The following is a 26,104-nucleotide window of genomic DNA, read 5'->3' as shown; positions in this document are numbered from 1 at the left end:
GGCCGGAGCAGTGGGCGCAGCCTGGGCGGGGGCGGGGTTGCTGCGCGTTTCGGCCGCTGGAGCCTCGGCAGGCGCACCGGTTTCCCGGGCTTCCACTTCTGCATCAGCGGGCTCATTCACGATACGCGCTACATTGTTTCCATGACTTGACGACATTTCCCTACCACCGAAAATCTGGCAAAATAATCGAACCGAACGGTTCGGTTCAATTGACATAGAGCCTTTCTCACGCCATATCAAGAGATATCGAACTGAGCGGTTCGATTTATTTCGCGAATCTGTTTAAGATTTGGAAAAAGTGATCGAGTATCGCGTAAAGGAGACAATGAAAGAGCCGATGAAACACGAATCGCAAAATGCCGCTGTGTTGAACGCACCTGCGCCGGGCTCCGGTGGACGCTGGGCAGCCGGCGAGGACCCTGCCAAGCGTCATCAGATTCTCGAAGGCGCCAAGCGTGTCTTTATGAAAATGGGCTTCGATGCGGCGAGCATGAACGATGTCACCCGCGAGGCGGGCGTTTCCAAGGGCACTCTCTACGTCTATTTCGCCAACAAGGAAGATCTGTTCGCCGCCATGATGGAGAGCGAGCGCGCCTATTTCGTCAACCTTGTGCGCAATGCCCTTTCAGACGAAGCCGATGTGACGACTTCGCTGTATGATTTCGGTATCGTCTTCGTCACGCACGTCACCTCGGATAAGACCATCAGCGCCATGCGCACGGTCATCGGCGTGCGTGAACGCATGCCCTCGCTCTGTCAACGCTTTTTCACCGGTCCGGAAAATCTGCGCACGGTGCTGCGCGGCTTCCTCGAGCGGCAGGTTGCCGCAGGCCATCTCAAGATCGACGACTTCGACATGGCTGCCCGCCACTTCCTGGAAATGGCCAGCGGCGGCTATTTCAAGCTGCGGCTCTTCGGCGACATGGACGCGCCGCCCTCGAAGGAAGAGATCGACTATGTCGTGCGCGGCGCCGTCCGCGTCTTCCTGGCAGGCTACGGTCCGGATCGCAGGGATTAGGATGATCAGGCCTCTCCTGCTGTCCGCGAGCGTGTAGTCATTCAACTCCGCAATGGCGATCAAGCATCGCCACCGCCACAGGCCTATGAGTGGCCCGGCAACCAGGGGAGTTGAAAATGAGCGCGATCGGCAGAGCGATATGGTTTATCGAAAGCCATTTTAAATCCGACATCTCGCTCGAAGAGATCGCCGAGACGGCCGGGCTGTCGCGCTTTCATCTCTCGCGCGTCTTCGGCATGACGACGGGCCACTCGATCAGCAGCTATATCCGGAGCCGCCGCCTCAGCGAAGCGGCTCTCGCACTGACCGACGGCTCCTCCTCCATTCTCCAGGTTGCCCTCGATGCCGGCTACGGCTCGCACGAGGCCTTCACCCGTGCCTTCCGCGAGCAATTCGGCATGACGCCGGAAAGCTTGCGCAAGCAGGGGCACGTTCGCAACCTCACTCTACAGGAGCCGATCAGAATGGACGACACCCGCCTTCCCAAGCTCGAGGCACCGCGCTTCGAAAGCCATCCCGCAATGCTGCTTGCCGGCCTTGCGGAAACCTATGCCTATGAGGCGACACAGGCCATCCCCTCGCTCTGGCAGAAATTCAATCAGCATTTCGGCCATATTCCCGGCCAGATCGGCAATGTCGCCTATGGCGTCTGCACCCAGGCGGAAGAAGGTAGCGAAAGCTTCCGTTACATGTCGGCAGCCGAAGTTTCCGCCGTGGACGGCCTGCCCGAAGGTTTCGTGACGACGAAACTGCCGCAGCAGCGCTACGCGATCTTCACGCATCGCGGGCACATCTCCGGCATTTCCGCGACGGTGCATCAGATCTTCGGAGACTGGCTGCCGCAATCGGGTCAACAGCATGCCGGCACCCCCGACATGATGGAACGTTATGACGACCGCTTCGACCCACGCACTGGCATGGGCGTGACGGAAATCTGGATCCCCCTCAAAGCCTAGAAACCAAGCTTGGGAACAAGACCCGGAAACAATGCCGCCGCCATGAAAATGGCGGCGCCGCTTGTACGAACCATGACACTCCTTACATTACGGCCATTCTGGAGAGGCCGGGCTGGGGGTCAGCATCGGCGAATGCTGATTAAAGGGGGCATCGTCAATGGATATTGTGGGGCTGATACAGGACCCGGGGGCATGGGTGGCACTCATCACGCTCGTCGTCATGGAAGTGGTCCTCGGCATCGACAACCTCATCTTCATCTCGATCCTGACCAACAAGCTGCCGGCCGAACATCGCGACAGAGCCCGCAAGATCGGTATCGGCCTCGCCCTTATCATGCGCCTTGCGCTGCTCGGAACCGTCGCCTGGATCGTCCAGCTCACCCAGCCGGTCTTCGAAATCTTCGGCCAAGGCTTCTCCTGGAAGGATATGATCCTCATAGGCGGCGGCCTTTTCCTTGTCTGGAAGGCGACGAAGGAGATCCATCACAATGTCGATCCGCAGGAACAGGGTGAGGATTTCATCGCCAAATCCACCACCTCGACCTTCGCTTCGGCGATCGGCCAGATCCTGCTGCTCGATCTGGTCTTCTCGATCGACAGCATCATCACCGCCGTCGGCATGACGCCGCACCTACCGATCATGTTTGTCGCGGTCATCGCCGCCGTCACGGTCATGCTGGTCGCCGCCAACCCGCTCGCCAACTTCATCGAGAAAAACCCGAGCATCGTCATGCTGGCGCTCGCCTTCCTGCTGATGATCGGCACGACGCTGATCGCTGAAGGCATGGGCGTGCATGTTCCCAAGGGCTACATCTACGCCGCCATGGCCTTCTCCGCTCTGGTCGAAGTGCTGAACATGATGGCGCGGAACCGTCGGAAAAAGACCTCAGGCAGTCATTAATCGGAAAAGCCGTACCGATGATGAGGTGCGGCTTCATCCCATCGATCAATCCTGGACGTGCACGTCGACCCATTCGCCGATCTCGCCGCGGCCATAAATGTCGACCTTGATCCAGACGTTGCCGCGAACGATATAATTCCCGGCATCGTCGGCGATATTGCCGTTTGCCAGCATGGCTTCCAGCTTCTGGCGATTGGAGGGCAATGAGAAGAAACTGTCGCCCTGGTCGCCACGGTCTCGGCGGCGATAGGCGTGATAGTTGGCCCGGTCCTGACGGATGATCTGCCATGGCGCCGTCAGGCGCTCGCCCTTGGAATTATAGAGATCGTCGTTGCCGATATAAGCGCGGTAGGATTCGATCAGTTTCGCCGAATTATCGCGCGTAATGGTCGATTGGGCAGCGGCAGCATCGACCATCGAGGCCGACAATAGCAAGCTCAGAATCAATTTCTTCATGGGATCCCCGGAGTGAACGATTGAAAACCTATTTCGCCACTGCCGCGAAAATTGCAAATCAAATTGGGCAAGCGTAAGGCTTTTCTCCTGAAACACTTACGAAGTGTAAAGACGCTTCGTGAAATTGGAAGGCAGGCCCTTTTCGATGCATCACGGCGTCCTCGGTGCCTCTGCCTGCCCTCGCGGCGCAGTTTCCCTTGACGTCACCCCTTGAATATGGCCTAAGGCCAGCCATACGGAAAACGCTGATAGAAGCGGCAAGACGCCCTTTTCCGGCCGGTTTCCTGATCCAGATAGACATTTTCGGCTGGACGGCGCTTGTCCCAAGCGCGGCCCGGCCTTTTATGACGGGCAAACAAGATGACCACCTCAGGCGTTCGCGTCCGCATCGCACCCTCCCCCACCGGCGAGCCGCATGTCGGCACCGCTTACATCGCGCTGTTCAACTATCTCTTCGCCAAGAAACACGGCGGCGAGTTCATCCTGCGCATCGAGGATACCGACGCGACCCGCTCCACCCCGGAATTCGAGACCAAGGTTCTCGATGCTCTGAAATGGTGCGGCCTGAAATGGTCGGAGGGTCCCGATATCGGCGGCCCCTACGGCCCCTATCGCCAGAGCGATCGCAAGGACCTCTACAAGCCCTATGTCGAGCAGATCGTCACAAACGGTCACGGCTTTCGCTGCTTCTGCACGCCGGAGCGCCTGGAAAAGATGCGCGAGGCGCAGCGCGCCGCCGGCCTGCCGCCAAAGTATGACGGCCACTGTCTGAACCTTTCGGCTGAGGAAGTCACCTCACGCGTTGCTGCCGGCGAGCCGCATGTCGTGCGCATGAAGATCCCGACCGAAGGCTCGTGCAAGTTCCACGACGGCGTTTACGGCGACGTGGAAATCCCGTGGGATGCCGTCGACATGCAGGTCCTGCTCAAGGCCGATGGCATGCCGACCTACCACATGGCCAACGTCGTCGACGACCATCTGATGAAGATCACCCATGTCGCGCGCGGCGAAGAGTGGCTCGCCTCGGTGCCAAAGCACATCCTGATCTACCAGTATCTCGGCTGGGAGCCGCCGGTGTTCATGCACCTGTCGCTGATGCGCAATGCCGACAAGTCGAAACTGTCGAAGCGCAAGAACCCGACCTCGATCTCCTATTATACGGCCCTCGGCTATATTCCCGAGGCGCTGATGAATTTCCTCGGCCTGTTCTTCATCCAGATCGCCGAAGGCGAAGAGCTCTTGAGCATGGATGAACTTGCCGCAAAGTTCGATCCGGAAAACCTGTCCAAGGCCGGTGCGATCTTCGACATCCAGAAGCTCGACTGGCTGAACGGCCGCTGGATCCGCGAAAAGCTCTCGGAAGAGGAATTCCAGCAGCGGGTGCTGACCTGGGCGATGGAAAATGATCGCCTGAAGGAAGGCCTGAAGCTTTCGCAGTCGCGCATCACCAAGCTTGGCGAGCTGCCCGACTTGACCGGCTTCCTGTTCAAGTCCGACCTCAACCTCGATCCCTCTGCTTTCGCCAAGATCAAGTCGACGCCGGAAGAACTGCTTGAGATCCTGAACACTGTGCAGCCGGATCTGGAAAAGATCCTCGAATGGAATGTCGAGACGATCGAAGCCGAGCTGCGCGCCATCGCCGACCGCATGGGCAAGAAGCTGAAGGTCATCGTCGCGCCGCTTTTCGTCGCCGTATCGGGCTCCTCGCGCTCCCTCCCGCTTTTCGATAGCATGGCGATCCTCGGCCGCTCCGTCGTCCGTCAGCGGCTAAAACTGGCCGCGCAGACCGTTGCGGCACTCGTCGGCCCGAAGAACTGAACCGGACTTTAAAACCATGAACGACAAGACCGAAGCCTCCGCCCTCTCCTCCGACGCAACGGAAGTTCGCCGCCAGAAGCTGAAGCTGCTGCGCGAACAGATCGGCGACGTCTATCCGGCGCATTTCCACCGGACCATGACCAATGCCGAGCTCGCTGCGAAATACGAAGGCCTGGAGCCGGATACCGAAACCGGCGATGTCGTCACCGTTGCCGGCCGCGTCTATTCCTCGCGCAACTCCGGCATGTTCATGGACATCCACGACGCCTCGGCCAAGATCCAGATCTTCAGCCACAAGGACGTGACCTCGGAAGAGGCCCGCTCTCTGCTGCCGATGATCGATATCGGCGACATCATCGGCGTCACCGGCGTCGTGCGCCGCACCAAGCGCGGCGAATTGACGATCAATGCCCAGCAGATCACGATGCTGACAAAGTCGTTGCTGCCGATGCCTGAAAAGTGGCACGGCCTCTCCGATATCGAGCTGCGCTATCGCAAGCGTCACCTCGACATCATGACCAACGAGGAATCGAAGCTCCGCTTCCAGCAGCGCAGCCGCATCGTCTCCGGCATCCGCCGTTTCATGGAAAATGACGGCTTCATGGAGGTCGAAACACCGATGCTGCACTCGGTTTACGGTGGCGCCACCGCCGAGCCGTTCAAGACGCATCACAATACGCTGAAGCTCGACATGTACTTGCGCATTGCGCCGGAACTGTTCCTGAAGCGCACGCTGGTCTCCGGCCTCACCGACAAGGTCTTCGAGATCAACCGCAACTTCCGCAACGAAGGCGTCTCCACCCGACACAATCCCGAATTCACCATGATGGAGTGCTACTGGGCCTATGCCGACTACGAGGACATCATGGACCTCGTAGAGCGTCTGTTCTCGACGCTTGCCATGTCGATCCATGGCAGCACGGAATTCGCGTTCGGCGACAAGCAGATCTCCTTCAAAGGCCCGTTCCGCCGCGTGCCGATGCCCGATGCCGTCAAGGAAGCGACCGGTATCGACTTCCTGGCAATCAAGACCGACGAAGAAGCCCGCGCCGCCTCCAAGGCCGCCGGCTTCGCCGTCGAGAAGGATGCGACCTGGGGCGAATGCCTTGCCTTCATCTTCGAAGAGAAGGTCGAGGGTACGCTGATCCAGCCGGCTCACGTGACACACTTCCCGAAGGACATCTCGCCCTTCGCCAAGGAAGTACCGGGCGAGCCACGCCTCGTCGAGCGTTTCGAGACCTATTGCAACGCCTGGGAACTCGGCAACGCCTTCTCGGAACTCAACGATCCGGAAGAGCAGCGCGCCCGCATGGTCGAGCAGCTCGAGCAGGCGCATGCGCGCGGCGAAAAGGAAAAACAGCTGGATGAGGAGTTCCTCGACGCGATCGACCAGGGCATGCCGCCGGCGGGCGGTCTCGGCATAGGCGTGGACCGCCTCATCATGCTTTTGACCAACTCGCCGTCGATCCGTGACATCATCCTCTTCCCGGCCCGCCGCAACAAGGCCGATTGAGACCAGTCTGGTCCTTCGAACATCAAAGGTGCGTATTATGACGGATAAAGAGATGTCAGCCGCAGACGATAGCGAGCATCAGCGGCTGGCCGATCTTGCTGAGATCGGCGATATCGATCTCTCGCAATACGCGCCGGGAACGTTCGGTTGCCACGAGGCGATGCACACGGTATCGATCATGCTCGACATGACCGACGACCAGCTGCTGCAGCACCCCGCAATCCTGGCGAATCCCGACTTCTACCGCCTTGCAGGCGAAGTTCACGAGGCGCTTTTTGCGCTTTACCAAGCTATCGGCGAGAAGCATCTGGCGGAATGAGGCTGTTGCCTTTCCGCCCGATAGCGCAAATCCCGTTTTGATCAGTTGGTGACGGGCGAGCGGCGATCGGCTGCACCCGTCATGGTCGGATCCAATCCCGGTGACGGGCTCTTATCTTTGGAACCGGCATCGGCGCCGATGAACTCGCCGTTCTCATTATGGCCCGGCTGCACATTGCCGGTCGATTTCGGCTCCGGCAGCGGCGGCTTGGCATCGTGGCTCTCGACCTGTTTTGCCGCCGTTTTCTCTTCCGCAGCGATCGCCGCCTTCATCTTGTCCTTCTTGGCATCGCCGCCATTGTCCGCTGCCAGCGCATTGCCACAGTCGGACAGATCCTTCAATCCAGCGATCGCCGCATCGATATCCTGAGGTAGCATGGTAATCTGCTCGCCGTAAAACAGGCCTGCATTGCTGGCACCGCCATCGTAATAGCGTGCCGTCAGCGGTGCTTCGGAGCTACCATCGACCAGTCGGTCGGGATGGGCCACATAGACGACATCGGCGCCAAGAGCTCGGCCGCGCAGGTCGGAACGCAACGTCGGTCCGTTCTGGTCGAGAACCACAACCTGAACGAGATCCGGCTTCTGTTCCTGATAGACAGCCTTGGCAACCCGGAGCGCAGTCCTGACCCGCGTCAGCCCATCGGTTGGCTCGGTGCGAATATATTTTCGAACCCAGAAGCGGTTGTCCTTGCGAATGGTAATGAGATTGACATCGGTGCACTGAAGCCCGTCAGGGGAAGCAGATACGAGACCGAGCAGCCTGTCCTTGCCAATATAAAGCGCAAAAACGCCGGAAGACCCCACGAGAAGGGCCACTCCGCCGATCAGGACGACAAGTTTCCGGGGTACCCGGAAAATGTGCAGTAAGGCGCTCACGCCAACTGCTCCCGCATAGACCACTCCAAGCCGACAAAAATGATCAACCCTCACGTTAGGGAATTGGCGTTTCGGAATACTTAAAACCGAGGCGAAACTTGCATCGTCTTCGATATCGTTACCAAAAAAGGTCCAAACTTTCACAGCTATGACGAGCACTTGCCTTTCTTGGCGCGAACATGCTCTAACCGAAGCATGGCCTTCACCCTGAGACAGTTGCAATACTTCGTCGCCGTGGCGGAACAAGGCTCCGTGACGCGGGCCGCGCAGAACCTGTCCATCTCCCAATCCTCTGTGACCGAAGCCCTCAAGGAGCTGGAAAGCGACCTTGGCGTCGAGCTGTTCGAGCGCCATCCGCGCGGCCTGTCGATCACCCATAACGGCCACCAGTTCCTGCGCCATGCGACGAAGATCCTCGCGACCGTTTCCGATGCCCGCACCAGCTTTTCCGGCAAGCAGAACGAGGCCGGCGGCACGCTGAATATCGGCGTCACATCGCTCGTCGCCGGCTATGTTCTGTCAGATCTTCTGGCGCGCTATCGCCGTGCCTGTCCCGGTGTCGAGGTCAGCGCCATCGAGGATAATGGCGGTTATCTGGAACATCTTCTGGTTGGTGGCGAGCTCGACGTCGCCGTCATGGTCATTTCCAATTTGCGAGACCGCATGGCTCTGCAGGCCGAGATTCTGGAGACCTCGCCCTACCGCCTCTGGCTGCCGATGGGTCACCCTCTCGTTTCGGCCGATATCATCAGTGTCGCGGACATCACCCGCGAGCCGCTGATCATGCTGACCATCGACGAAATCGAGGAAAACACCGGCAAGCTTTTGACCGCGCTCGGTGCCCGCCCGCATGTCGCCTTCCGCACCCGCTCGGTCGAGGCGGTGCGCAGCCTGGTCGCGACCGGCGCCGGTGTCGCACTACTGCCGGATCTCGTCTATCGTCCCTGGTCACTGGAAGGCGATCGCATCGAAAGCCGCGACGTCTCCGGTTCGTTGCCGGTGGTTCAGGTCGGCATGGTCTGGCGCAAGGGCTCCAGCCTGCCGCAAGCAGCTCGCGATTTCGTCGGCGTCGCAGAAAGCATGCGCTCGGGCCGGCAGCGGTAACAGGCAGTGTTCTTCCGACCCGACCGAACGGAATACAATCGAAGATGGCTGCGAATGGAGAGCCAGGTATGAAGACCGCAATCATATTCGACTGTGAGTTCCTTTGCCTCGAAGGGTCGCAACGCCGGTCCTGGTGTGCCGCCCATGATCCCGATCCGGTCGTCGCGCAAGTTGGAGCCGTCAAGCTCAGTCTCGAAGACGATTTCGCGGTCCTGGACAGCTACAAGGCCTATGTTCGTCCGGTCGATCGGTTTGGCGAACAATATGCGCTCGATCCGTTCTTCACCGCATTGACGGGTGTGACCGAAGAGAACATCGAGGCGGAAGGAATGGCCCTGCAGGACGCCATTGCCGGTCTGGATCGTTTCTCGGATGGTGCCCGTCTCTGGTCCTGGGGCAAGGACGAGCTGAACATGATGGCAATCAGCTGCTATGTCACCGGTATTCGGCCCCTGATCCCCGCGCATCGTTTCGACAATGCCGTCAAGCTGCTGCTTGCGGCGGGAATGCCTATCGAGGATCTGGCGAAGACGCCAGGCAACGAGCTTTCCCATTACTATGGCGTGCAGCATCCGCCGCTTAAGGGCCATGACGCGCTCGATGATGCCCTTTCCATTTCCTACACGCTGCAGCACCTCATGCGGGCTGGAAAGCTGCGGCCGGCGGTTTTCGATCTTTCGCCCACGCACAGTTAGGAATCGGAATTTCCGATATCGCCTTTCTGATAAATGAATTTGCGAATGCGGCAAAATCGCGTCACTTTTTCTTCTGGGAACAAGAAGCCAGTCACTGGCTCCACGCCATCAAGGCTTAAAAACCGGGAGAGTCCGATGAAGCATCTGCTGAAATCATGCGCGGCCGCACTCGCATCCTTAAGTTTCGCCACACAAGTCATTGCCGCCGAGCCGTTGAAGACGCTCGGCAAGGGCGAAGGCGCCGTCAGTATTGTCGCATGGGCCGGCTATATCGAGCGCGGTGAAAGCGACAAGAATTACGATTGGGTCACCGGCTTCGAGAAGGAAACCGGCTGCAAGGTCAGCGTCAAGACTGCTGCGACATCGGACGAAATGGTCGCGCTGATGAACGAAGGCGGCTTCGACCTCGTGACAGCCTCTGGTGACGCATCGCTGCGCCTCGTTGCCGGCAAGCGTGTCCAGCCGATCAACACCGATCTGATCCCGAGCTGGAAAAACCTCGACGAACGCCTGAAGAATGCCCCCTGGCACACGGTCAACGGCGTCCACTACGGCGTGCCCTATCTCTGGGGTCCGAACGTGCTGATGTACAATACGGACGCCTTCAAGGGCCAGGCGCCGAAGAGCTGGAACATCGTCTTCGAAGAAGCGACCCTGCCTGACGGCAAGTCCAACAAGGGCCGCGTGCAGGCCTATGACGGCCCGATCTATATTGCCGATGCCGCTCTCTATCTCATGGCCCACAAGCCCGAACTTGGCATCAAGGATCCTTACGAGCTCAACGAAGACCAATACAAGGCCGCCCTCGAGCTACTGCGCGGCCAGCGCAAGATCGTCAGCCGCTACTGGCATGACGCGATGATCCAGACCGACGACTTCAAGAACGAAGGCGTCGTCGCCTCCGGCTCCTGGCCGTTCCAGGTGAACCTGCTGCAGGCCGACAAGCAGAAGATCGCCTCCACCTTCCCGGATGAGGGCACCACAGGCTGGGCCGATACCACCATGTTGCACGCCGACAGCGAGCATCCGAACTGCGCCTATATGTGGATGGAACACTCGCTCCAGGCCAAGGTTCAAGGCGATGCGGCCGCCTGGTTCGGCGCCGTGCCCTCGGTTCCCGCCGCCTGCAAGGGCAATGAGCTGCTGACCGACAGCGGCTGCGCCACCAACGGCTACGATCACTTCGACAAGATCAAGTTCTGGAAGACGCCGGTTGCGAAATGCAGCACGCAGAGCGAATGCGTGCCCTATCACCGCTGGGTCTCCGACTATATCGGCGTGATCGGCGGACGGTGATCTTTCCTCTTCTCCCCAGCGGGGAGAAGATGCCTGACAAGGCAGATGAGGGGGATGAGGAACGAAGTGACGAATGTCCTGAGCAACAAGCGAAGGACAGCTATGCCGCACCCCCTCATCCGACCCTTCGGGCCACCTTCTCCCCAAGGGGAGAAGGAAAAAACAACCCTTCCCTGGAGAAGCCAATGAACGCCGTTCGTTTCCAGCAGGTGTCGCGCCATTTCGGCCAGGTCCGCGCCGTGGACCGCGTCGATCTGGAGATCGCGCCCGGCGAATTCTTCGCCATGCTCGGCCCTTCCGGCTCCGGCAAGACCACCTGCCTCAGGCTGATTGCCGGCTTCGAGCAGCCAACCGGCGGTCATATCGAGATCTTCGGTGAAACCGCCGAAGGCGTGCCGCCATACCGGCGCAACGTCAACACGGTCTTCCAGGACTATGCGCTGTTTCCGCATCTCAATATCCTCGACAACGTCGCCTATGGGCTGATGGTCAAGGGTATCGGCAAGAACGAAAGAGTGCGTGCCGCCGAACAGGCGCTGGAGCTGGTGAAGCTGCCTGGCTATGGCGCGCGCCGCCCCGGCCAGCTCTCCGGCGGCCAGCGTCAGCGCGTGGCGCTCGCCCGCGCTCTGGTCAACAAGCCGAAGGTGCTGCTGCTCGACGAACCACTCGGCGCTCTCGACCTGAAGCTGCGCGAGCAGATGCAGGAGGAACTGAAGAGCCTGCAGCGGGCGCTCGGCATCACCTTCGTCTTCGTCACCCACGATCAGGGCGAGGCCCTGTCCATGGCCGATCGCGTCGCCGTCTTCAACGACGGCCGCATCGTGCAGCAGGGTACGCCGCACGACATCTACCAGCGGCCGAAGACCCGCTTCGTTGCTGATTTCGTCGGCTCCTCCAACGTCATTGCTCCCGAAACCATGTCGTCGCTCGGCGGCGAGCGGCGCTGGGCGAGCCTGCGCCCCGAAGCCATCCGGTTGACTGAGGAGAGCGGCGTGGCGGCGACCGTGAAAGCGACGAGCTTTCTCGGTGCCGCTACCCGCCTCTCCGTCGAAGCAAACGGCACCAGGCTGCATGTGACGGTACCCGCCGGGCAACTAGCCCCGGATACCGGTGCTTCCGTCCGTCTCGCATGGCTGCCGACGGATGTCCATTACATGGATGACGCCGCATGAACGCCGCCGCCTTCCCCGCCTCGCCGAGCCAGGCACCAACCTCGATCCTGCCGCGCCGCGGTGGCGTCTTCGGTCGCCTCTCCGATCTCTTCTGGCGCCGCCCGAAGCTTTTGCTGTTCCTGATGCTGACGCCGCCGCTGCTCTGGCTCGGCATCATCTATATCGGCTCGCTGATTGCGCTGCTGCTGCAGAGCTTCTTCTCGATCGACGACTTCTCGGGAATGGTGAATTACGAATTCACCCTCTCGACCTATGCGCAGCTGCTGAATACAGCTAATTTCGATATCATCGTGCGCACGGTGGTCATGGCCGCACTCGTCACCATCGCTTCCGCCTTCGTCGCTTTCCCCATCGCCTATTATGCGGCGCGCTATGCGCAGGGCAAATGGAAGGCACTGTTCTATCTCGGCGTCATGCTGCCGCTCTGGTCGAGCTACCTCGTCAAGGTCTATGCCTGGAAACTGATCCTCGCCAAGGAAGGCATCCTCACCTGGATCTTCGCCAAGCTGCATCTCGGCTGGCTGCTCGACGGCGTGCTCGCCTTGCCCATCATCGGCGGCAACTCGCTGTCGGTCAGCTATATCGGCACCTTCCTTGTCTTCGTCTATATCTGGCTGCCCTATATGATCCTGCCGACGCAGGCAGCCCTCGAGCGCGTGCCGGCAAACCTGCTCGAAGCCTCCTCCGATCTCGGCGCGACGCCGAAGCAGACCTTCCGCACGGTACTGCTGCCGCTCGCCTTGCCTGGCGTCGTCGCCGGCTCCATCTTCACCTTCTCGCTGACCCTGGGCGACTATATCATCCCGCAGATCATCGGCTCCTCGCGCCTCTTCATCGGCCAGGCCGTCTATACGCAGCAGGGAACCGCCGGCAACGTACCGTTGGCCGCCGCCTTCTCGGTCGTGCCGATCGTCATCATGGCCATCTATCTCTGGATCGCCAAGAAACGGGGAGCTTTCGATGCGCTCTGATCGTGGCCAACGTGCCTCCTTGCCTCTGAAGATCGCAGCCGCCGGCGGCCACCTCTTCCTGCATCTGCCGATCCTGCTGATCTTCGTCTATGCCTTCACGACGGAGGAGAAGAGCTATCAGTGGCCACCACCGGGCCTCACCCTGCAATGGTTCGGCATCGCCTGGAACAGGCCGGACGTCTGGTCGGCCCTGGCACTCTCGGTGCAGGTCGCGACCATCGCGACCGTGATCGCATTGATCCTTGGTACACTTTGCGCCGCTGCCGTCAGCCAGACGAAGTTCTTCGGCCGCGAGGCGATCTCGCTGCTCGTCATCCTGCCGATCGCACTGCCCGGCATCATTACCGGCATTGCCCTGCGCTCCGCCTTCAGCCTGTTCGATATCCCCTTCTCGGTCTGGACCATCGTTCTCGGCCATGCCACCTTCTGCGTCGTCGTTGTTTATAACAACGCCGTCGCCCGCTTCCGCCGAACCTCCGGCTCGCTCATCGAGGCATCGATGGATCTCGGCGCCGATGGCTTCCAGACCTTCCGCCATGTCGTCCTGCCAAATATCGGCACGGCACTGCTGGCAGGCGGCATGCTTGCCTTTGCGCTGTCCTTCGATGAAGTCATCGTCACCACCTTCACCGGCGGCCAGCAGATGACATTGCCGATCTGGATGCTGGAGGAACTCATCCGCCCGCGCCAACGGCCCGTAACCAACGTCGTCGCCATGGTCGTCGTGCTTGTCACCTTCCTACCGATCCTGGCAGCCTACTATCTTACCCGCGACGGCGACCAGATCGCCGGCGGCGGCAAATGAAAGGGAGAGAATAATGGATACCCAAATGTTGATCGGCTCCCGCTTCCAAGCCGGCACGGAAACGGAAGAACGCGTTCTCAACCCGAAGACGGGCGAGATCGTTCTCAACTTGCCCGAGGCGTCACTCGGCCAGATCGATGCCGCCGTCGACGCTGCCGAAAAAGCCTTTACGAGCTGGTCGCAAACGACGCCAAGCCAGCGTTCGGCCTATCTCCTCAAGATCGCCGACGCCATCGAGCGCGATGCCGAAGGCTTCGCTGCTCTGGAATCGCTGAACTGCGGCAAGCCGATCAATGCCGTGCTCAACGATGAAATCCCGGCGATCGTCGACTGCTACCGCTTCTTTGCCGGCGCGGTTCGCAACCTGCACGGCCCGGTCGCCGGCGAATATCTGCCCGGCCACACCTCGATGATCCGCCGCGACCCGATCGGCATCGTCGGCTCGATCGCGCCCTGGAACTATCCGCTGATGATGATGGCCTGGAAGCTGGCGCCAGCCATTGCCGGCGGCAACACCGTCGTCTTCAAGCCCTCCGAGCAGACACCGCTGACGGCGCTGAAGATGGCGAAGCTGCTGGCAGATGTCCTTCCCGAGGGCGTCGTCAACGTAATCCTCGGCCGCGGCGAGAGCGTCGGCAACGCGCTGATCAACCACCCGAAGATCGGCATGGTCTCCATCACCGGCGACGTCGCCACCGGCAAGAAGGTACTGGCCGCCGCCGCTAAGACGGTCAAGCGCACGCATCTCGAACTCGGCGGCAAGGCCCCCGTCATCGTCTTCGACGACGCCGATATCGACGCCGTCGTGTCAGGCATCCGCACCTTCGGCTACTACAATGCCGGCCAGGATTGCACCGCCGCCTGCCGCATCTATGCCGACGCAAAAGTCTATGACAACTTCGTCGCCGACCTGACGTCTGCCGTCTCTAGCATCAAGTTCAACCTCGCCGACGACACGGAAAACGAGATCGGCCCGCTGATATCCAAGCGCCAGCGCGATCGCGTCGAAAGCTTCGTCACCCGCGCCGCCGAGCACAAGCACATGGAGATCACGACAGGCGGCAAGATTTCCGGCGAACGCGGCTTCTTCTACGCACCGACCGTCGTTGCCGGCGCTACGCAGGATGACGAGATCGTCCGCCGCGAAGTCTTCGGGCCTGTGGTCTCCGTAACGCGTTTCACCAATGCCGACGACGCCGTCACCTGGGCCAATGACAGCGACTACGGCCTCGCCTCCTCGGTGTGGACAAAGGACATCAGCCGCGGCATGCAGACCGCTGCCCGCCTGCAATATGGCTGCACCTGGATCAACACCCACTTCATGCTGGTCAACGAAATGCCCCATGGCGGCCTCAAGCAATCCGGCTACGGCAAGGATATGTCGGTCTACGCGATCGAAGACTACACGGCCGTGCGGCATGTGATGATCAATCACGGGTGATGTGGGGTTTCTGTAAAACAAACGTTCCCGTGCCTGTGTGACGCCGCACCCCCTCTGTCCCGATAGGGACAGAGGGGGTATCGCACTCTCCACAATTCCCCAACCACCGCCAAAACCAAACCGTCCTCGGAACAAATCACCCTCCTCCCGCGTCTTTAAGAAGTACAACGCAGAGGAGACTGCTAAATGCTGAAATGGGCTCTCATTTTCTTTGTGATTTCTTTGATCAGCGGCTTTTTCGGCTTTTCCGGCGTGTCCGCGGCAACCGCAACCATTGCGCGCGTTCTCTTCGCCATCTTCCTGATCATCTTCCTGGTATTCCTGATCCTCGCCGTCATGGCCGGCAACGCCGTCGTTTGACGGCAGGGATCATCGGCGCATCGGGGCGGGCCTAGATCAGGCTCGCCCCGACATTTATGGCGAGCGCCAGAATTGTCGTGTTGAACAGGAACGAGAGGATCGCGTGCAGAAGCGCCAGCTTACGCATCGAGACGGTGGAAATGCCGATATCGGCAGTCTGCGCCGCCACGCCGATCGTGAAGGAGAAATACAGAAAATCCCAATAGATCGGCTCCTCCACCGGTTCGGCGAATTTCAGCCCCTGCCCCTTGCCAGGAATGCTATAGAACCGGTGCGCATAGTGGATGGTGAAGAGCGTGTGCAGGAAGGTCCAGGATATCAGGATCGTCACGATCGCCATCATCACACGATAGAAGGCGACTTGGGGTGAGGCGTCCTTGACGCCAAGCAGATCAAGGGCAATGCCGCCGACGCTCGCGAGCGCCGCCGCAATCGACAGAAACAGCAGAAAGCCATCCGAGAAATCGAGATCGGCGGAGCGCTTGCGGATGCGCTGCGGGTCGGCCGTCAGCATTCGATAGAGGCTGTATATTATGAAGACGACTGCGGTCGCATCCCAGGCGATCAGCAGATTGCCGGCATTGAGATCACGTGATGTCAGAAGCAGGAAGACGGCAATACCGGCAAGCACGGAAATCAGGATGACATGGTGCTTGCGCCACAGCATGAGCCCCTTGGAACGATGCAAAAATCCGTTCGCATCCATGCCATTCTCCTGATCGCAAATCGCCGTTACAAACCGATTCGCCGACGAGAGTGGCAAATAAAAGGAAGCCCCGCAATACAGGGCTTCCGACCTTCAAATGCAGCCTTAGCCTGTCCAGCCGCCGTCGATGACGTGGATCTGGCCGGTCGTGAAGCCCGCCTCATCGCCGGCGAGATAGGTCACCAGCGCGGCGATCTCTTCGGAGGTCGCGATGCGGCCCATCGGCTGGCGGGCAATAAAGTCCTTCATCGCCTTCTCATAGTCGCCGGTTGCCTTCAGCCGCTCATGCAGCGAAGGGCTGTCGACCGTGCCGGGGCAAATCGCATTGGCGCGGATGCCTTTGGCAACGAAATCGGCGGCGATCGACTTGGTAAGGCCGATCACGGCAGCCTTCGAGGCACAATAGGCAAAGCGATTGGGCACGCCCTTCACGCTGGAAGCAACGGAGGACATGTTGACGATCGAGCCCTTGCCCTTTTCCAGCATCCCGGGCAGGAAAGCGCGGCAGGTCGTGTACATCGCCTTGGCATTCAGGTTGAAGGAGAAATCCCAGTCCTTTTCCTCGCAGTCGAGGATCGTGCCGGCATGCACGAAACCGGCGCAGTTGAACAGTACGTCGATCGGGCCAAGCTCCTCTGCATAGGCCTTGACGGCTGCACCGTCTAGCACATTCAGCACATGCTTGGTGGCACCGTCCAGCGTCGAGAGCGTCTGCTCGTTGATGTCGGTGGCGTAGACATGCGCACCGAGCGAGATGAAGCGCTCCGCCGACGCGCGGCCGATGCCTTGCCCCGCCGCCGTGATGACCACCTTCTTGCCTTCCAATCCGTGACCCATAATCCTGATCCTTTTCTCCGGGACCATGATCCTATCCATTCCGCCGGCTGCATCGCCGAAACTCGGGGACAAGATCATGCAATAACAATCAGTTGACGCAGTTCTTCCTCAACCCTCGAAGGACTGCGCAAAGCGTCGGTTCAGCTTGTCGATAAGGACTGTATGTTGTTCGCCGGCTCGCAGTCCATTGCTAATCGTCTCGGATGCGTCGCTTTGAAATGCCATGTAGCCGTCGTGCCGCGGCCGCACATAGGCGCCCTCCAGCGTCGCGCGCGTATTGCGGTAAAAATCGAGCGCCGGCATATTGACCGCATCGCTGACCCAGGCGTCTGCGTGACCCGGCTGTCCGTTTCCGCTTGCATATATGCCTGCCTGCACTGGCCCACCGGCGATCCAGCGCGCAAAGGCCTTCGCCTCCTCCGGCGCCTTTGTCCGTGCCGACACGGCAATGCCGGTGCCACCCAGCGCCGAACCATTCGGCGGCCGCCTGTCGATAACTGGCATATCCGCAAAGGCGATCCGTGCCGGCCTGAAACCCGCAAAGGAATAATTGACGTAACCGTAGATGAAGGGCGACGCCACATGGGGGCTGTCGGGCTGGCCCATCAGGTCGAGTACGGCGATCGGGTCCATCTCGTAACAGCGGGCATCCATACCGGCGACGATCCGCGCCATCCAGTCGAGTACCGCTTCGCCGTCTGCTTTCGCGATGAAATCCAGACCCTCAACGCTGCAGGGGGTGCCGAGATGCGCAGCCAGCGTGATGAAGGTCATCAACGAATGCGGCGGCCGCATCGGCAGAATCGCCTTGCCTTCCTTGGCAAGCGTCACGAACTCGGCAAGGTCCTTGACCGGCGCGTTCAGCCGATCGGGCCGATAGGCCTGCGCCTGCGTCGCCGCATCGAGCGGAAAGGCCCATTGCCGGCCCTGCCAGTTGTAGCTTGAATAGGAGCAGCCGACAGTGCCGCCTGCGATCGCCGCGATTTCATCCGCATGTTCAGCATCATCGAGGGGCAGCAGGCAGTTCTCGCGGGTGATCTGGCCGACATGCGGATGATCGATGACGATGAGATCGTATTGCGCGGCGAGCTCTTCGACCGGAAAGGTCTCGAAATCCTGTAGCGACCGCTTTTCCCAACCGATCTCGACGCCAGTCTTTTCCTGCCACACCTTCGAGCAGGCAATCATCGGATCATAGCCGCGGGGATGCGACCATGTCATTCCCTTCAGCTTCACCATCATGCCTTCCCCGCGCTCGGCTTCCGCTCGACGACCAGGATATGATCGGCGGCAAGTACGACTTCGTCGCGCTGGTTCAGCACTTCGCAGCGTTCAACGACACGACCGGACGCCGGCCGTTTCGGATCATCCTCCTTCGCCGAGATGGTGACGCGCGTGCGGATCGTATCGCCGATATGCACCGGGCGGACGAAGCGGAGCCGGTCGTAGCCATAGGAAAAGGCGACGGGATTGATGAGCGAGGCGGTGAGCCCGACGCCGATCGCAAAGATCATCGTGCCGTGCGCGATGCGCTGGCCGCCGGGCAAGGTCCTGGCGAACTCCGCATCCATGTGATGCGGGAAGAAATCGCCGGTATGACCGGCATGGACAACGAAATCGGTCTCGGTAATCGTCCGTCCCGTGGTCATCCTGACGTGGCCGAGTTCATAATCTTCGAAATAGAGGGTTTGTTCTGCCATTGCTCAAGCCTTTGGAAGTTCTGCAATCGGTGTCGCTGGTGTGGCGCTCGATTGATAAGCGGCCTCGACGAGCGCCATGGTCTGCCAGGCATCCTCGACGGAGCCGATCAACTCCTGATCTTCGCCGGATGCGAAGCGCTGCAGGTTGGCCATGCGATTGACGAACGCATCCGGGAACCAGGCGCCTTCCAGCTTGACCTCGATCCAATCGCTGCCACCCTCGGGACGAATCCACAGCTCGTCCGGCTCGCCGCGCGGATAGTCGAGATTGACGCCCAATTTCACATAAGCAGCACCCTTGGTGCCGGCGATGCGAAACTCGCAGGCCTGGAACTTGCGGCCGAAATCATGGTCGTGATTGACCGAGAGCACGCAGCGAACCTTGTCGCCATAATCGAGGATTGCCGCCGTCCGCGTCTGCGCGACATCATGATTGGGATGGCCGATGGTCTTGGCATGAACGCCTTGGGGATTGCCGAGCAGCCCACGAATGAAATCGAGATAGTGGATCGAGTGCATGGCGATCTCGATCCGCGGCAGGCCTTTCAGGAAAGGCCAGAGCCCCCACGGTGTCGCAAGCGCCAGCCATGCGTCGAAATCGACGACTTCGCCGAGACAGCCTTTGTTCACGGCATCATAAAGCGCCAGCATCATCGGCGCGAAGCGAAGCTGGAAATTGACGGCCGCCTTGATATCCCGCTCGCGGCAGACGCGCAGGATTTCCGTCGCCCCGGCAAGATCGCTGCCCATCGGCTTCTGGATCAGCGCGTAGGCGCCGCGCGGCAGCTTGCCGAGAATAGAGGCGTGGGCAGCGGGTGGCGTCGCCAGATCGAAGATCGCACGCTCGACGGCAAGGGCTTCTGCCTCTGAGGCGAAAGCTCGAATACCCCATTGAGCCGCCAGCGCCGCCGCCTTCTCGGCGTTCGGATCGTAAAGACCCGCGACCGGAAAGCCGGCCTGCTTATAAGCCGGAAGATGCGCGTCGCCGACAATGCTGCCCGCACCGAAGATCAAGATGGGGCGAGGATTTGTAGGTTTAGGCCACCATTGGCGGAGAGATTTGGGATCGAAGGTCATAACACCCTCCCCTTGAGGGGGAGGGTCGGACCAACGGTCCGGGGAGGGGTGATCCCTCCTCGTGCGAAAACGGCAACGCTTTGCGGCCGGAGCATCACCCCCACCCGCGCGTTCCGCGCGACCTCCCCCCTCAAGGGGGAGGTGACCGCTTCGCGGTCTGTTCCACTCCAGTCTCTAATCATGATGAAACACCTCTTCCATCATGGCCCACCACTCGCCCTCCTTGCGGGTTTCGAGCGGCTTCTGGCAAGGCATGCAGACGGACCACCATTCCTGGTTCTTCGGGCTCGCGGCCATCTTGCGCATGTCGGCCTCGAAGTCCGTGCCGACATATTCCCAATAGCCGAAGAGCAGGTTTTCCGGCTCTTTCAGGAAGATCGAATAGTGGGTGATGTTGCAGTCTGAGATCAGCGCCAGGATCTCGGGCCAGACGGCCGCATGCAGCGCCTTGTATTCCGCAACCTTAGCCGGCTCCAGGCCGATCACCATTCCCATCCGCTGCATGGCCCGTTCCTCCTCAGCCGTGGATTTCGCGCGTAAACTCGCCGATCGAGCGCGCCTTCACGGCTTCCCAATCCCAGGCGATGCCGATGCCGGGTTCCGAAGGAGCGAGCGCCTTGCCGTCGACGATTTCCATGCCCTTCGTCGTGAGGTCGTCGAGCTGTGGAATGTATTCAACATATTTGCCGTTCGGCACGGCGCAGGTGAGGCTGACATGCAGCTCCATCAGGAAGTGCGGGCAGACGGGAATGTCGAAGGCTTCGGCGGCATGGGCGACCTTCAGCCAGGGCGTGATGCCGCCGATGCGGGCGACATCCACCTGCACGATCGAGCAGGCGCCTTTCTGCATATACTCCCGGAAGTGCCGGATCGAATACATGGATTCGCCGACTGCGATCGGCGTCGGCGTCGATCGGGTCAGCCGGATGTGGCCGTCGAGATCATCAGCTGGCAGCGGCTCCTCGATCCAGGCGAGGTCCAGCTCCTTCAGACGTGCCGCCCGGCGGATCGCCTCATCGACGGTAAAGCCCTGATTGCAGTCGGTCATGATCTCGAAGCCAGAGCCGAGCGCCAGACGCATCGTCGCCAATCTGTCGTAATCCTCCGAGCCATGCGGCTTGCCGATCTTCACCTTCGAGCCGGAGAAACCCTTAGCCTTCGCCTGCAGCGCATCTTCGACCAAAGCTTCCTTCTCGATGTGCAGCCAGCCGCCTTCCGTCGTGTAGAGCGGGCAACAATCCTTGGCGCCACCGGCAAGCTTCCAGAGCGGCAGGCCTTGCTTCTTGGCCCGTAGATCCCAAAGCGCGGTATCGACGGCCGCAAGCGCCAGCGCTGTGATCGGCCCGATCGTCGTAGCGTGTGTGGCGAATTCCAGTCTGTGCCAGATCGCCTCGATGCAATCGGCATCCGCGCCGATCAGCAGCGGCACCAGATGGTCGGACAGCAGCCGCATGACGGACGAGCCACCGGTGCCGATCGTATAGCTGTAGCCGGTGCCGACTGCGCCGTCGCTGTCGGTGATGGTGACGATCGGCGTCTCCTGACTGACGAAGCTCTGGATGGCATCCGTCCGCTTCACTTTCGGCGGCAGGTCGACCATGCGCAGTTCAATTTTCTCGATACGTGCCATGGGAGCTATTCCTCAGTTTGCCAGGCTCTTGCCGGTTTCGGCGGAGAACAGATGTGCCTGGCTGAGATCGAAGCTCATCTTCAGCCGTTCGCCGCTCTTCAGCGCGCGCGGATTGAGCATACGCGTCACCCATTCGCGCCCGGCGAATTCGACAAAGACGAGTGTTTCATTGCCGAGCGGTTCGGTGATGGCAACCGGCAAGGTCAGCTCGTAGACAGCCGATTCCACGCCGGAATGCAGGCCGTGGCCGGTCGGGAAGATATCGTCGGGCCTGAGACCGAAGGCGACCTTTTCTCCTTCCCTGACCTTGCCGGCAAACTGGTTCGGCAGCGGCAGACGGTCGCCATTCTTGAAGATGAGTTCTCCGCCCTTCAGCGTCGCCTCTTCGATGTTCATCGGCGGCGAACCGATGAAACCGGCAACGAAGCGGGTGGCGGGCCGCTTGAACACTTCGTCCGGCGTGCCGACCTGTTCGATGTGGCCGTCGCGCATGATGACGATGCGGTCGGCCAGCGTCATGGCTTCTACCTGGTCGTGCGTCACGTAGACCACCGTCGACTGCACCTTGGCATGCAGTTTCTTGATCTCGGTGCGCATCTGCGTGCGCAGCTTGGCATCGAGGTTCGACAGCGGCTCGTCGAAGAGGAAGACCTCGGGCTGGCGGACGATGGCGCGACCCATTGCAACGCGCTGACGCTGGCCACCGGAAAGCTGCGCCGGGCGGCGATCCATCAGGGCTTCGAGGCTCAAAATGGCCGCTGCTTCATTGACCCGCTTGTCGATCTCGGCCTGCGGCTGCTTGGCGATCTTCAGCGAGAAGCCCATGTTCTCACGCACAGTCATATGCGGATAGAGCGCATAGGACTGGAACACCATGGAGATATTGCGGTCGCGCGGCGGCAGGTCGTTGACGACCGTATCGCCGATTTCGATCGTGCCGTCAGAGACATCCTCCAGGCCGGCGATCATGCGCAGCGTCGTCGACTTGCCACAGCCGGACGGGCCGACGAGCGCGATGAACTCCTTGTCCGCGATGTCGAGATCGATCCCGTGGACGATTTCCAGCGCGCCGTAGCGCTTGACGAGTTTTTTAAGGGAAACCTGAGCCATGGAGATCAACCTTTGACCGCACCGAATGTCAGACCCGACACCAGATGCTTCTGAATGATGAAAGTAAGAGCGAGCGCCGGAATGATCATCACGACCGCCAGCGCGCACATGCCGCGCCAGTCGATGGTGAACTCGGCCGTGTAGTCGAGCAGGCCCACAGGCAGCGTCTTGGAATCGACGGAACGCGTCAGCTGCGAGGCGAGAGCATATTCATTCCAGCAGGTAAGGAAGGCGAAGATGCCGGCCGATGCGATGCCGGGGCCTGCTAGCGGAAATTCCACCTGCCAGAACGCCTGCCAGCGCGTGCAGCCGTCGATCTGCGCGGCCTCGGCGAGATCCTTCGGTACCTGTCGGAAGAAGCCGTCGATCAGCCAGATCGTGAACGGCACGTTCAGCGCGACATAGGTGAGGATCAGGCCGAAATGCGTATCGATGATGCCGAGCCGCGCATAGACCATGAAGAGCGGCAGCGATAGCGCCACGCCGGGTACGGAGCGCGTCAGCATCAGCCCGAGGAACACGGCCGACTTGCCTGCGAAACGAAAGCGAGCGAAGGCATAGCCGCCCGACATCCCGATGACGAGGGCAATGGCGGTCGAGGTGACGGAGATGATGAGCGAATTGCGGAAATAATCCCAGACGGGAATGCCGCCCTGCCCGACGCCGCTGAACATGGCGCGATAGGCCTCCAGCGACAGCTCCTGTGGAATCCAGACCGGCGGCTTCGCCATGATTTCCACGGTCGGGCGCAGCGAGCTGATGACGATCCAAAAGCCGGGCAGGCAGATGACGAGCATCGCAAGGAAGAGGCCGATGAGATAGGCGACCTTCCGGAGGCGGCGCTGCAAGCGTTGTTGAGCGTTGCGATCCATGATTACCACTCCGCTCCGATCTGGGTGCGGGCAAGCGCCAGCTTACGGAAGAAATAGACGGTGAAGACGATCGAAAGGATGATCGAGACATAGGCCATGGCGTTGGCGAGCCCCATCTGCGCGTCGGCATAGGCAGTGCGCCCGACCAGCGTCCAGATCAACTCCGTGCGCCGCGCCGGCCCGCCATCGGTCATGATCTTGACGATGTCATAGGCGCGGGCAACGTCGAGCGAGCGGATCGTCATGGCGATGAAGGCAAAGGGCATCAGGAACGGCCAGGTGACATAGCGAAAGGTCTGCCAGCTGGTGCAGCCATCGACCTTCGCGGCCTCGACTGGCTCTTGCGGCATGGCGAGCAGCCCGGCAAGGATCAGGATCGCGAAGACCGATGTCGACGACCAGACTTCGGCAATGACGATGGAAAGCAGTGCCAGATTGCCATCGATCAGCCAGGGAATGGCCGTCTCGGTAATGCCCAGGGATTGCAGGGCATTGTTAATGATGCCGACATTGTCGTTGAACATGAATTTGAACTGGAAACCTACGAGGACAGGCGAGAACATCATCGGAAACATCATCAGCGTGCGCAGCACCCGCTTGCCGTGGGTCGCCTTGTTGACCAGCAAAGCCAATCCGAGACCGAGCAGCATTTCCAGATTGAGCGCGATCGTCAAAAGCACCACGGTGCGCACGAAAGCCGCGAGAAACACTGGATCGGTGAGGATACGGATGTAATTGCGCAGGCCGATGAAGGTGAAGAGCGTCGCCGGCCTTGTTAGGCGAAACGGCGTGAAGCTGGAATAGAAGGACAGAAGCAGCGGAAATAGAACCACGGCCACTAGGACGATGATCGCCGGAAGAAGAAGCAGGGCCGGTGGAGATATTCTTTTGAGCATAGTTTGCACCTGTCGGCATTCCTCGGCAGCGTGGCCCGGACTGCTTGGAATGGATTACTTGGGACGAGACCCGGCACAAAACCGGCAGGCACGAACTGGCCCCTCGCGATGCCGATCGCCATTCTCGAAGTCAGTTTGCAGAAGTCCCGCGCTCTTCAAAACGCGGGACTCCGATTGCATCGCTTAGAGCGCGCCGGCATCCTTCAGGACATCGGTCGCCTTTTGCGCCGCGGCGTCGAGCGCCTCCTTCGAGCTCTTGTCGCCGAGGATCGCGGCCTGAAGTTCAGGATAGACGACGTTGGAAATCTCGATCCATTGCGGCGTACGCGGAACCGGGAAGGCATATTTCATGGCTTCCTGGAAGGTGCTCAGCACTTCCTTCTTGTAAGGATCGGAAGCAGCCTGCTGGATATCCCACTCCCATACGGCCTTACGGGTCGGCAGCGTGCCGTTGGCGGCTTCGAGCTTCTGCGAGTCGTCGTTGGTCAGGAACCAGACGAGCGAAGCGGCCGCATCCTTGTGGGCGCAGGATTCAGTCACCGAAAAGCCGTGATGCCCGGACCAGCCGGTGTGCTTGCCGGAGGAGCCGACGGGCTGCACGACGACGCCGACATTGCCGGCGATCTTCGAGGATTTCGGATCGTTGAAATAGGTCGCCCAGCCCGGCCAGTCGAGATCGAGCGCGATCGAGCCGGAAGCAAAACCAGCGCCGAGATCGTCCCACAGGTAGTTGGTCGTGCCAGCCGGAACGGCCTTGGCCTTGTACATGTTGACGAACCAGTCGAGCGCGCGCACGCCGGCTTCGGAATTGAAGGCAGGCTTCCCGTCCTTGCCGAGATATTCGCCGCCTTCGGCGACCAGCATTTCATAGAAGCGGCCGTTGATGGCCTCTTCCTTGCCGGGGAATTGCGTGCCGAAGAAGTTCGGCGGGTTGGAGAAGAAGACCGCCTGATCGGAAACTTCCTTCCAGGTCTTCGGCGGCGCAAGATCATAGCCGTACTTCGCCTTGAACGCCGTCTTCTTGGCCTCGTCCTTATAGAGGCTCTTCTGATAGTAGAGCGCCGAGACGTCGAACTGGGCACGCGGCAACATGATCAGACGGCCGTCGATGGTCGAGGCCTGAATTGTGGAATCGACGAACTGGGCGATTTCTTCCTTTGGCAGCAGCTTCGAAAGATCGGTGTAGAGATCAGGATATTGCGGCGCGAAGGACGAATGGTTCGAGCCGACGCACCAGGAGATGCTGCCCGAGGCCATGTCCGACTTGATTTCCTTATCGAGCTCGAAGTGGTTCTTCTTCGACAGGATGTTGACCTTGGCGCCGGTTTCCTTCTCCCACTCGGAAATGCGCGCGTAGAGCGGCTCATATTGCTGACCGCCGATGAGCTTGGCGTCGATCGTCACACCCGGAAATTTACCCGGCAGATCGGCAGCGAAGACCGCTGTGCCGGCAAGCAATGCCATCGTGCCGGCAGCTAAACCGGCCCTCCAATTCCTCATCGAACTTCCTCCCTTAAGCTCGGACCCCTTGTCCGATCGTCCTCGCGACCCAAATATGGATCAATGATTTATA

Annotated in this window: 27 protein-coding genes; 14 read left to right on the top strand and 13 right to left on the bottom strand. The window is 60.3% G+C overall.

Annotated elements, in window-relative coordinates; all coding sequences use genetic code 11:
* Positions 1–337 precede the first annotated feature (337 nt).
* The 3 genes from PH562_RS23550 (at position 338) to PH562_RS23540 (ending at position 2,875) form a co-directional block, all read left to right on the top strand.
* Complete coding sequence (locus PH562_RS23550) at positions 338–1,018, top strand: TetR/AcrR family transcriptional regulator (RefSeq protein ID WP_285176070.1); 681 nt, start codon at positions 338–340, stop codon at positions 1,016–1,018.
* A 116-nt stretch (positions 1,019–1,134) separates the two neighbouring features.
* Positions 1,135–1,974, top strand: a complete 840-nt coding sequence (locus PH562_RS23545) for a GyrI-like domain-containing protein (RefSeq protein ID WP_285176069.1) — start codon at positions 1,135–1,137, stop codon at positions 1,972–1,974.
* 157 nt (positions 1,975–2,131) lie between these two features.
* Entirely contained in the window at positions 2,132–2,875 is a 744-nt protein-coding gene (locus tag PH562_RS23540; protein ID WP_285176068.1) for a TerC family protein, read from the top strand.
* Between the two features lie 45 nt (positions 2,876–2,920).
* Here the strand turns inward: PH562_RS23540 and PH562_RS23535 are convergent, their stop codons facing one another.
* Positions 2,921–3,331 carry a hypothetical protein gene (locus PH562_RS23535; RefSeq protein ID WP_285176067.1) on the bottom strand — a complete coding sequence of 137 codons (411 nt, stop codon included), beginning with the start codon at positions 3,329–3,331 and terminating at the stop codon, positions 2,921–2,923.
* A 360-nt stretch (positions 3,332–3,691) separates the two neighbouring features.
* Here PH562_RS23535 and gltX point away from each other — a divergent pair, with 360 nt between their 5' ends.
* From gltX to PH562_RS23520, 3 genes are read left to right on the top strand one after another with little or no spacing between them, the layout of a single operon-like run.
* Positions 3,692–5,149 carry a glutamate--tRNA ligase gene (gene gltX, locus PH562_RS23530; RefSeq protein ID WP_285176066.1) on the top strand — a complete coding sequence of 486 codons (1,458 nt, stop codon included), beginning with the start codon at positions 3,692–3,694 and terminating at the stop codon, positions 5,147–5,149.
* 16 nt (positions 5,150–5,165) lie between these two features.
* Complete coding sequence (gene lysS, locus PH562_RS23525; protein ID WP_285176065.1) at positions 5,166–6,662, top strand: lysine--tRNA ligase; 1,497 nt, start codon at positions 5,166–5,168, stop codon at positions 6,660–6,662.
* 52 nt (positions 6,663–6,714) lie between these two features.
* Positions 6,715–6,981 carry a hypothetical protein gene (locus PH562_RS23520; RefSeq protein WP_285176064.1) on the top strand — a complete coding sequence of 89 codons (267 nt, stop codon included), beginning with the start codon at positions 6,715–6,717 and terminating at the stop codon, positions 6,979–6,981.
* A 41-nt stretch (positions 6,982–7,022) separates the two neighbouring features.
* Here the strand turns inward: PH562_RS23520 and PH562_RS23515 are convergent, their stop codons facing one another.
* On the bottom strand, positions 7,023–7,859 hold the full coding sequence (locus tag PH562_RS23515) for a hypothetical protein (protein WP_285176063.1): 837 nt from the start codon (positions 7,857–7,859) through the stop codon (positions 7,023–7,025).
* 195 nt (positions 7,860–8,054) lie between these two features.
* Between PH562_RS23515 and PH562_RS23510 the strand changes: the two genes are divergently transcribed.
* From PH562_RS23510 to PH562_RS23475, 8 genes are all read left to right on the top strand, one after another.
* Positions 8,055–8,963, top strand: coding sequence for a LysR family transcriptional regulator (locus tag PH562_RS23510; RefSeq protein ID WP_113230838.1), 909 nt, complete (start codon positions 8,055–8,057; stop codon positions 8,961–8,963).
* 68 nt (positions 8,964–9,031) lie between these two features.
* Complete coding sequence (locus PH562_RS23505; protein ID WP_285176061.1) at positions 9,032–9,658, top strand: 3'-5' exonuclease family protein; 627 nt, start codon at positions 9,032–9,034, stop codon at positions 9,656–9,658.
* Positions 9,659–9,793: 135 nt separating this feature from the next.
* On the top strand, positions 9,794–10,954 hold the full coding sequence (locus PH562_RS23500) for an ABC transporter substrate-binding protein (protein ID WP_285176059.1): 1,161 nt from the start codon (positions 9,794–9,796) through the stop codon (positions 10,952–10,954).
* A gap of 185 nt (positions 10,955–11,139) precedes the next feature.
* A complete protein-coding gene (locus PH562_RS23495) occupies positions 11,140–12,126 on the top strand; it encodes an ABC transporter ATP-binding protein (RefSeq protein ID WP_285176058.1) in 987 nt (328 codons plus the stop codon).
* Positions 12,123–13,097 (top strand): ABC transporter permease, encoded by a 975-nt coding sequence (locus tag PH562_RS23490; protein ID WP_285176057.1) that lies wholly within the window; start codon positions 12,123–12,125, stop codon positions 13,095–13,097. Before PH562_RS23495 ends, PH562_RS23490 begins: the two co-directional genes overlap by 4 nt.
* On the top strand, positions 13,087–13,902 hold the full coding sequence (locus tag PH562_RS23485) for an ABC transporter permease (RefSeq protein ID WP_285176056.1): 816 nt from the start codon (positions 13,087–13,089) through the stop codon (positions 13,900–13,902). The genes PH562_RS23490 and PH562_RS23485 overlap by 11 nt, the downstream gene beginning before the upstream one ends.
* 13 nt (positions 13,903–13,915) lie before the next feature.
* Positions 13,916–15,343, top strand: a complete 1,428-nt coding sequence (locus PH562_RS23480; RefSeq protein WP_285176055.1) for a gamma-aminobutyraldehyde dehydrogenase — start codon at positions 13,916–13,918, stop codon at positions 15,341–15,343.
* A 186-nt stretch (positions 15,344–15,529) separates the two neighbouring features.
* Entirely contained in the window at positions 15,530–15,703 is a 174-nt protein-coding gene (locus tag PH562_RS23475) for a DUF1328 domain-containing protein (protein ID WP_015341190.1), read from the top strand.
* A 31-nt stretch (positions 15,704–15,734) separates the two neighbouring features.
* On the opposite strand, the gene PH562_RS23470 is transcribed toward PH562_RS23475, so the two are convergent.
* From PH562_RS23470 to PH562_RS23420, 11 genes are all read right to left on the bottom strand, one after another.
* Entirely contained in the window at positions 15,735–16,409 is a 675-nt protein-coding gene (locus PH562_RS23470; RefSeq protein WP_113230845.1) for a DUF1345 domain-containing protein, read from the bottom strand.
* A 105-nt stretch (positions 16,410–16,514) separates the two neighbouring features.
* Positions 16,515–17,246 carry an SDR family oxidoreductase gene (locus PH562_RS23465; protein ID WP_285176054.1) on the bottom strand — a complete coding sequence of 244 codons (732 nt, stop codon included), beginning with the start codon at positions 17,244–17,246 and terminating at the stop codon, positions 16,515–16,517.
* Positions 17,247–17,354: 108 nt separating this feature from the next.
* The gene (locus PH562_RS23460; protein ID WP_285176053.1) at positions 17,355–18,488 is read right to left on the bottom strand and encodes an ABC transporter substrate-binding protein; all 1,134 of its coding nucleotides are present in this window, start codon (positions 18,486–18,488) and stop codon (positions 17,355–17,357) included.
* Entirely contained in the window at positions 18,485–18,946 is a 462-nt protein-coding gene (locus tag PH562_RS23455) for a MaoC/PaaZ C-terminal domain-containing protein (protein ID WP_113230848.1), read from the bottom strand. Before PH562_RS23455 ends, PH562_RS23460 begins: the two co-directional genes overlap by 4 nt.
* A gap of 3 nt (positions 18,947–18,949) precedes the next feature.
* A complete protein-coding gene (locus PH562_RS23450) occupies positions 18,950–20,023 on the bottom strand; it encodes a Gfo/Idh/MocA family protein (RefSeq protein ID WP_285176052.1) in 1,074 nt (357 codons plus the stop codon).
* A gap of 174 nt (positions 20,024–20,197) precedes the next feature.
* Complete coding sequence (locus tag PH562_RS23445) at positions 20,198–20,527, bottom strand: L-rhamnose mutarotase (RefSeq protein WP_113230850.1); 330 nt, start codon at positions 20,525–20,527, stop codon at positions 20,198–20,200.
* Between the two features lie 13 nt (positions 20,528–20,540).
* Entirely contained in the window at positions 20,541–21,653 is a 1,113-nt protein-coding gene (locus PH562_RS23440; RefSeq protein WP_285176051.1) for a mandelate racemase/muconate lactonizing enzyme family protein, read from the bottom strand.
* A gap of 12 nt (positions 21,654–21,665) precedes the next feature.
* On the bottom strand, positions 21,666–22,763 hold the full coding sequence (locus PH562_RS23435; RefSeq protein ID WP_285176050.1) for an ABC transporter ATP-binding protein: 1,098 nt from the start codon (positions 22,761–22,763) through the stop codon (positions 21,666–21,668).
* A 5-nt stretch (positions 22,764–22,768) separates the two neighbouring features.
* Positions 22,769–23,635 (bottom strand): carbohydrate ABC transporter permease, encoded by an 867-nt coding sequence (locus PH562_RS23430; RefSeq protein WP_285176049.1) that lies wholly within the window; start codon positions 23,633–23,635, stop codon positions 22,769–22,771.
* Positions 23,636–23,637: 2 nt separating this feature from the next.
* Positions 23,638–24,531, bottom strand: a complete 894-nt coding sequence (locus PH562_RS23425; RefSeq protein WP_285176048.1) for a carbohydrate ABC transporter permease — start codon at positions 24,529–24,531, stop codon at positions 23,638–23,640.
* Positions 24,532–24,714: 183 nt separating this feature from the next.
* Positions 24,715–26,031 (bottom strand): ABC transporter substrate-binding protein, encoded by a 1,317-nt coding sequence (locus PH562_RS23420; protein ID WP_285176047.1) that lies wholly within the window; start codon positions 26,029–26,031, stop codon positions 24,715–24,717.
* Positions 26,032–26,104 lie beyond the last annotated feature (73 nt).

The organism is Rhizobium centroccidentale, assembly GCF_030182565.1.
Classification (GTDB): Bacteria; Pseudomonadota; Alphaproteobacteria; order Rhizobiales; family Rhizobiaceae; genus Rhizobium.
Note: the sequence above shows the minus strand (reverse complement) of the source record. Positions and strands in the feature narration are given on the sequence as shown.

What these genes read in the sequence shown, in the direction of transcription:
- gltX (WP_285176066.1), top strand. Translation starts at nt 3,692, where the DNA reads ATGACCACCTCAGGCGTTCGCGTCCGCATCGCACCCTCCCCCACCGGC.
- PH562_RS23435 (WP_285176050.1), bottom strand. Translation starts at nt 22,763, where the DNA reads ATGGCTCAGGTTTCCCTTAAAAAACTCGTCAAGCGCTACGGCGCGCTG.
- PH562_RS23430 (WP_285176049.1), bottom strand. Translation starts at nt 23,635, where the DNA reads ATGGATCGCAACGCTCAACAACGCTTGCAGCGCCGCCTCCGGAAGGTC.
- PH562_RS23510 (WP_113230838.1), top strand. Translation starts at nt 8,055, where the DNA reads ATGGCCTTCACCCTGAGACAGTTGCAATACTTCGTCGCCGTGGCGGAA.
- PH562_RS23500 (WP_285176059.1), top strand. Translation starts at nt 9,794, where the DNA reads ATGAAGCATCTGCTGAAATCATGCGCGGCCGCACTCGCATCCTTAAGT.
- PH562_RS23455 (WP_113230848.1), bottom strand. Translation starts at nt 18,946, where the DNA reads ATGGCAGAACAAACCCTCTATTTCGAAGATTATGAACTCGGCCACGTC.
- PH562_RS23520 (WP_285176064.1), top strand. Translation starts at nt 6,715, where the DNA reads ATGTCAGCCGCAGACGATAGCGAGCATCAGCGGCTGGCCGATCTTGCT.
- PH562_RS23440 (WP_285176051.1), bottom strand. Translation starts at nt 21,653, where the DNA reads ATGGCACGTATCGAGAAAATTGAACTGCGCATGGTCGACCTGCCGCCG.
- PH562_RS23425 (WP_285176048.1), bottom strand. Translation starts at nt 24,531, where the DNA reads ATGCTCAAAAGAATATCTCCACCGGCCCTGCTTCTTCTTCCGGCGATC.
- PH562_RS23490 (WP_285176057.1), top strand. Translation starts at nt 12,123, where the DNA reads ATGAACGCCGCCGCCTTCCCCGCCTCGCCGAGCCAGGCACCAACCTCG.
- PH562_RS23540 (WP_285176068.1), top strand. Translation starts at nt 2,132, where the DNA reads ATGGATATTGTGGGGCTGATACAGGACCCGGGGGCATGGGTGGCACTC.
- PH562_RS23450 (WP_285176052.1), bottom strand. Translation starts at nt 20,023, where the DNA reads ATGACCTTCGATCCCAAATCTCTCCGCCAATGGTGGCCTAAACCTACA.
- PH562_RS23460 (WP_285176053.1), bottom strand. Translation starts at nt 18,488, where the DNA reads ATGATGGTGAAGCTGAAGGGAATGACATGGTCGCATCCCCGCGGCTAT.
- lysS (WP_285176065.1), top strand. Translation starts at nt 5,166, where the DNA reads ATGAACGACAAGACCGAAGCCTCCGCCCTCTCCTCCGACGCAACGGAA.
- PH562_RS23475 (WP_015341190.1), top strand. Translation starts at nt 15,530, where the DNA reads ATGCTGAAATGGGCTCTCATTTTCTTTGTGATTTCTTTGATCAGCGGC.
- PH562_RS23485 (WP_285176056.1), top strand. Translation starts at nt 13,087, where the DNA reads ATGCGCTCTGATCGTGGCCAACGTGCCTCCTTGCCTCTGAAGATCGCA.
- PH562_RS23550 (WP_285176070.1), top strand. Translation starts at nt 338, where the DNA reads ATGAAACACGAATCGCAAAATGCCGCTGTGTTGAACGCACCTGCGCCG.
- PH562_RS23465 (WP_285176054.1), bottom strand. Translation starts at nt 17,246, where the DNA reads ATGGGTCACGGATTGGAAGGCAAGAAGGTGGTCATCACGGCGGCGGGG.
- PH562_RS23535 (WP_285176067.1), bottom strand. Translation starts at nt 3,331, where the DNA reads ATGAAGAAATTGATTCTGAGCTTGCTATTGTCGGCCTCGATGGTCGAT.
- PH562_RS23480 (WP_285176055.1), top strand. Translation starts at nt 13,916, where the DNA reads ATGGATACCCAAATGTTGATCGGCTCCCGCTTCCAAGCCGGCACGGAA.
- PH562_RS23420 (WP_285176047.1), bottom strand. Translation starts at nt 26,031, where the DNA reads ATGAGGAATTGGAGGGCCGGTTTAGCTGCCGGCACGATGGCATTGCTT.
- PH562_RS23545 (WP_285176069.1), top strand. Translation starts at nt 1,135, where the DNA reads ATGAGCGCGATCGGCAGAGCGATATGGTTTATCGAAAGCCATTTTAAA.
- PH562_RS23505 (WP_285176061.1), top strand. Translation starts at nt 9,032, where the DNA reads ATGAAGACCGCAATCATATTCGACTGTGAGTTCCTTTGCCTCGAAGGG.
- PH562_RS23470 (WP_113230845.1), bottom strand. Translation starts at nt 16,409, where the DNA reads ATGGATGCGAACGGATTTTTGCATCGTTCCAAGGGGCTCATGCTGTGG.
- PH562_RS23445 (WP_113230850.1), bottom strand. Translation starts at nt 20,527, where the DNA reads ATGCAGCGGATGGGAATGGTGATCGGCCTGGAGCCGGCTAAGGTTGCG.
- PH562_RS23495 (WP_285176058.1), top strand. Translation starts at nt 11,140, where the DNA reads ATGAACGCCGTTCGTTTCCAGCAGGTGTCGCGCCATTTCGGCCAGGTC.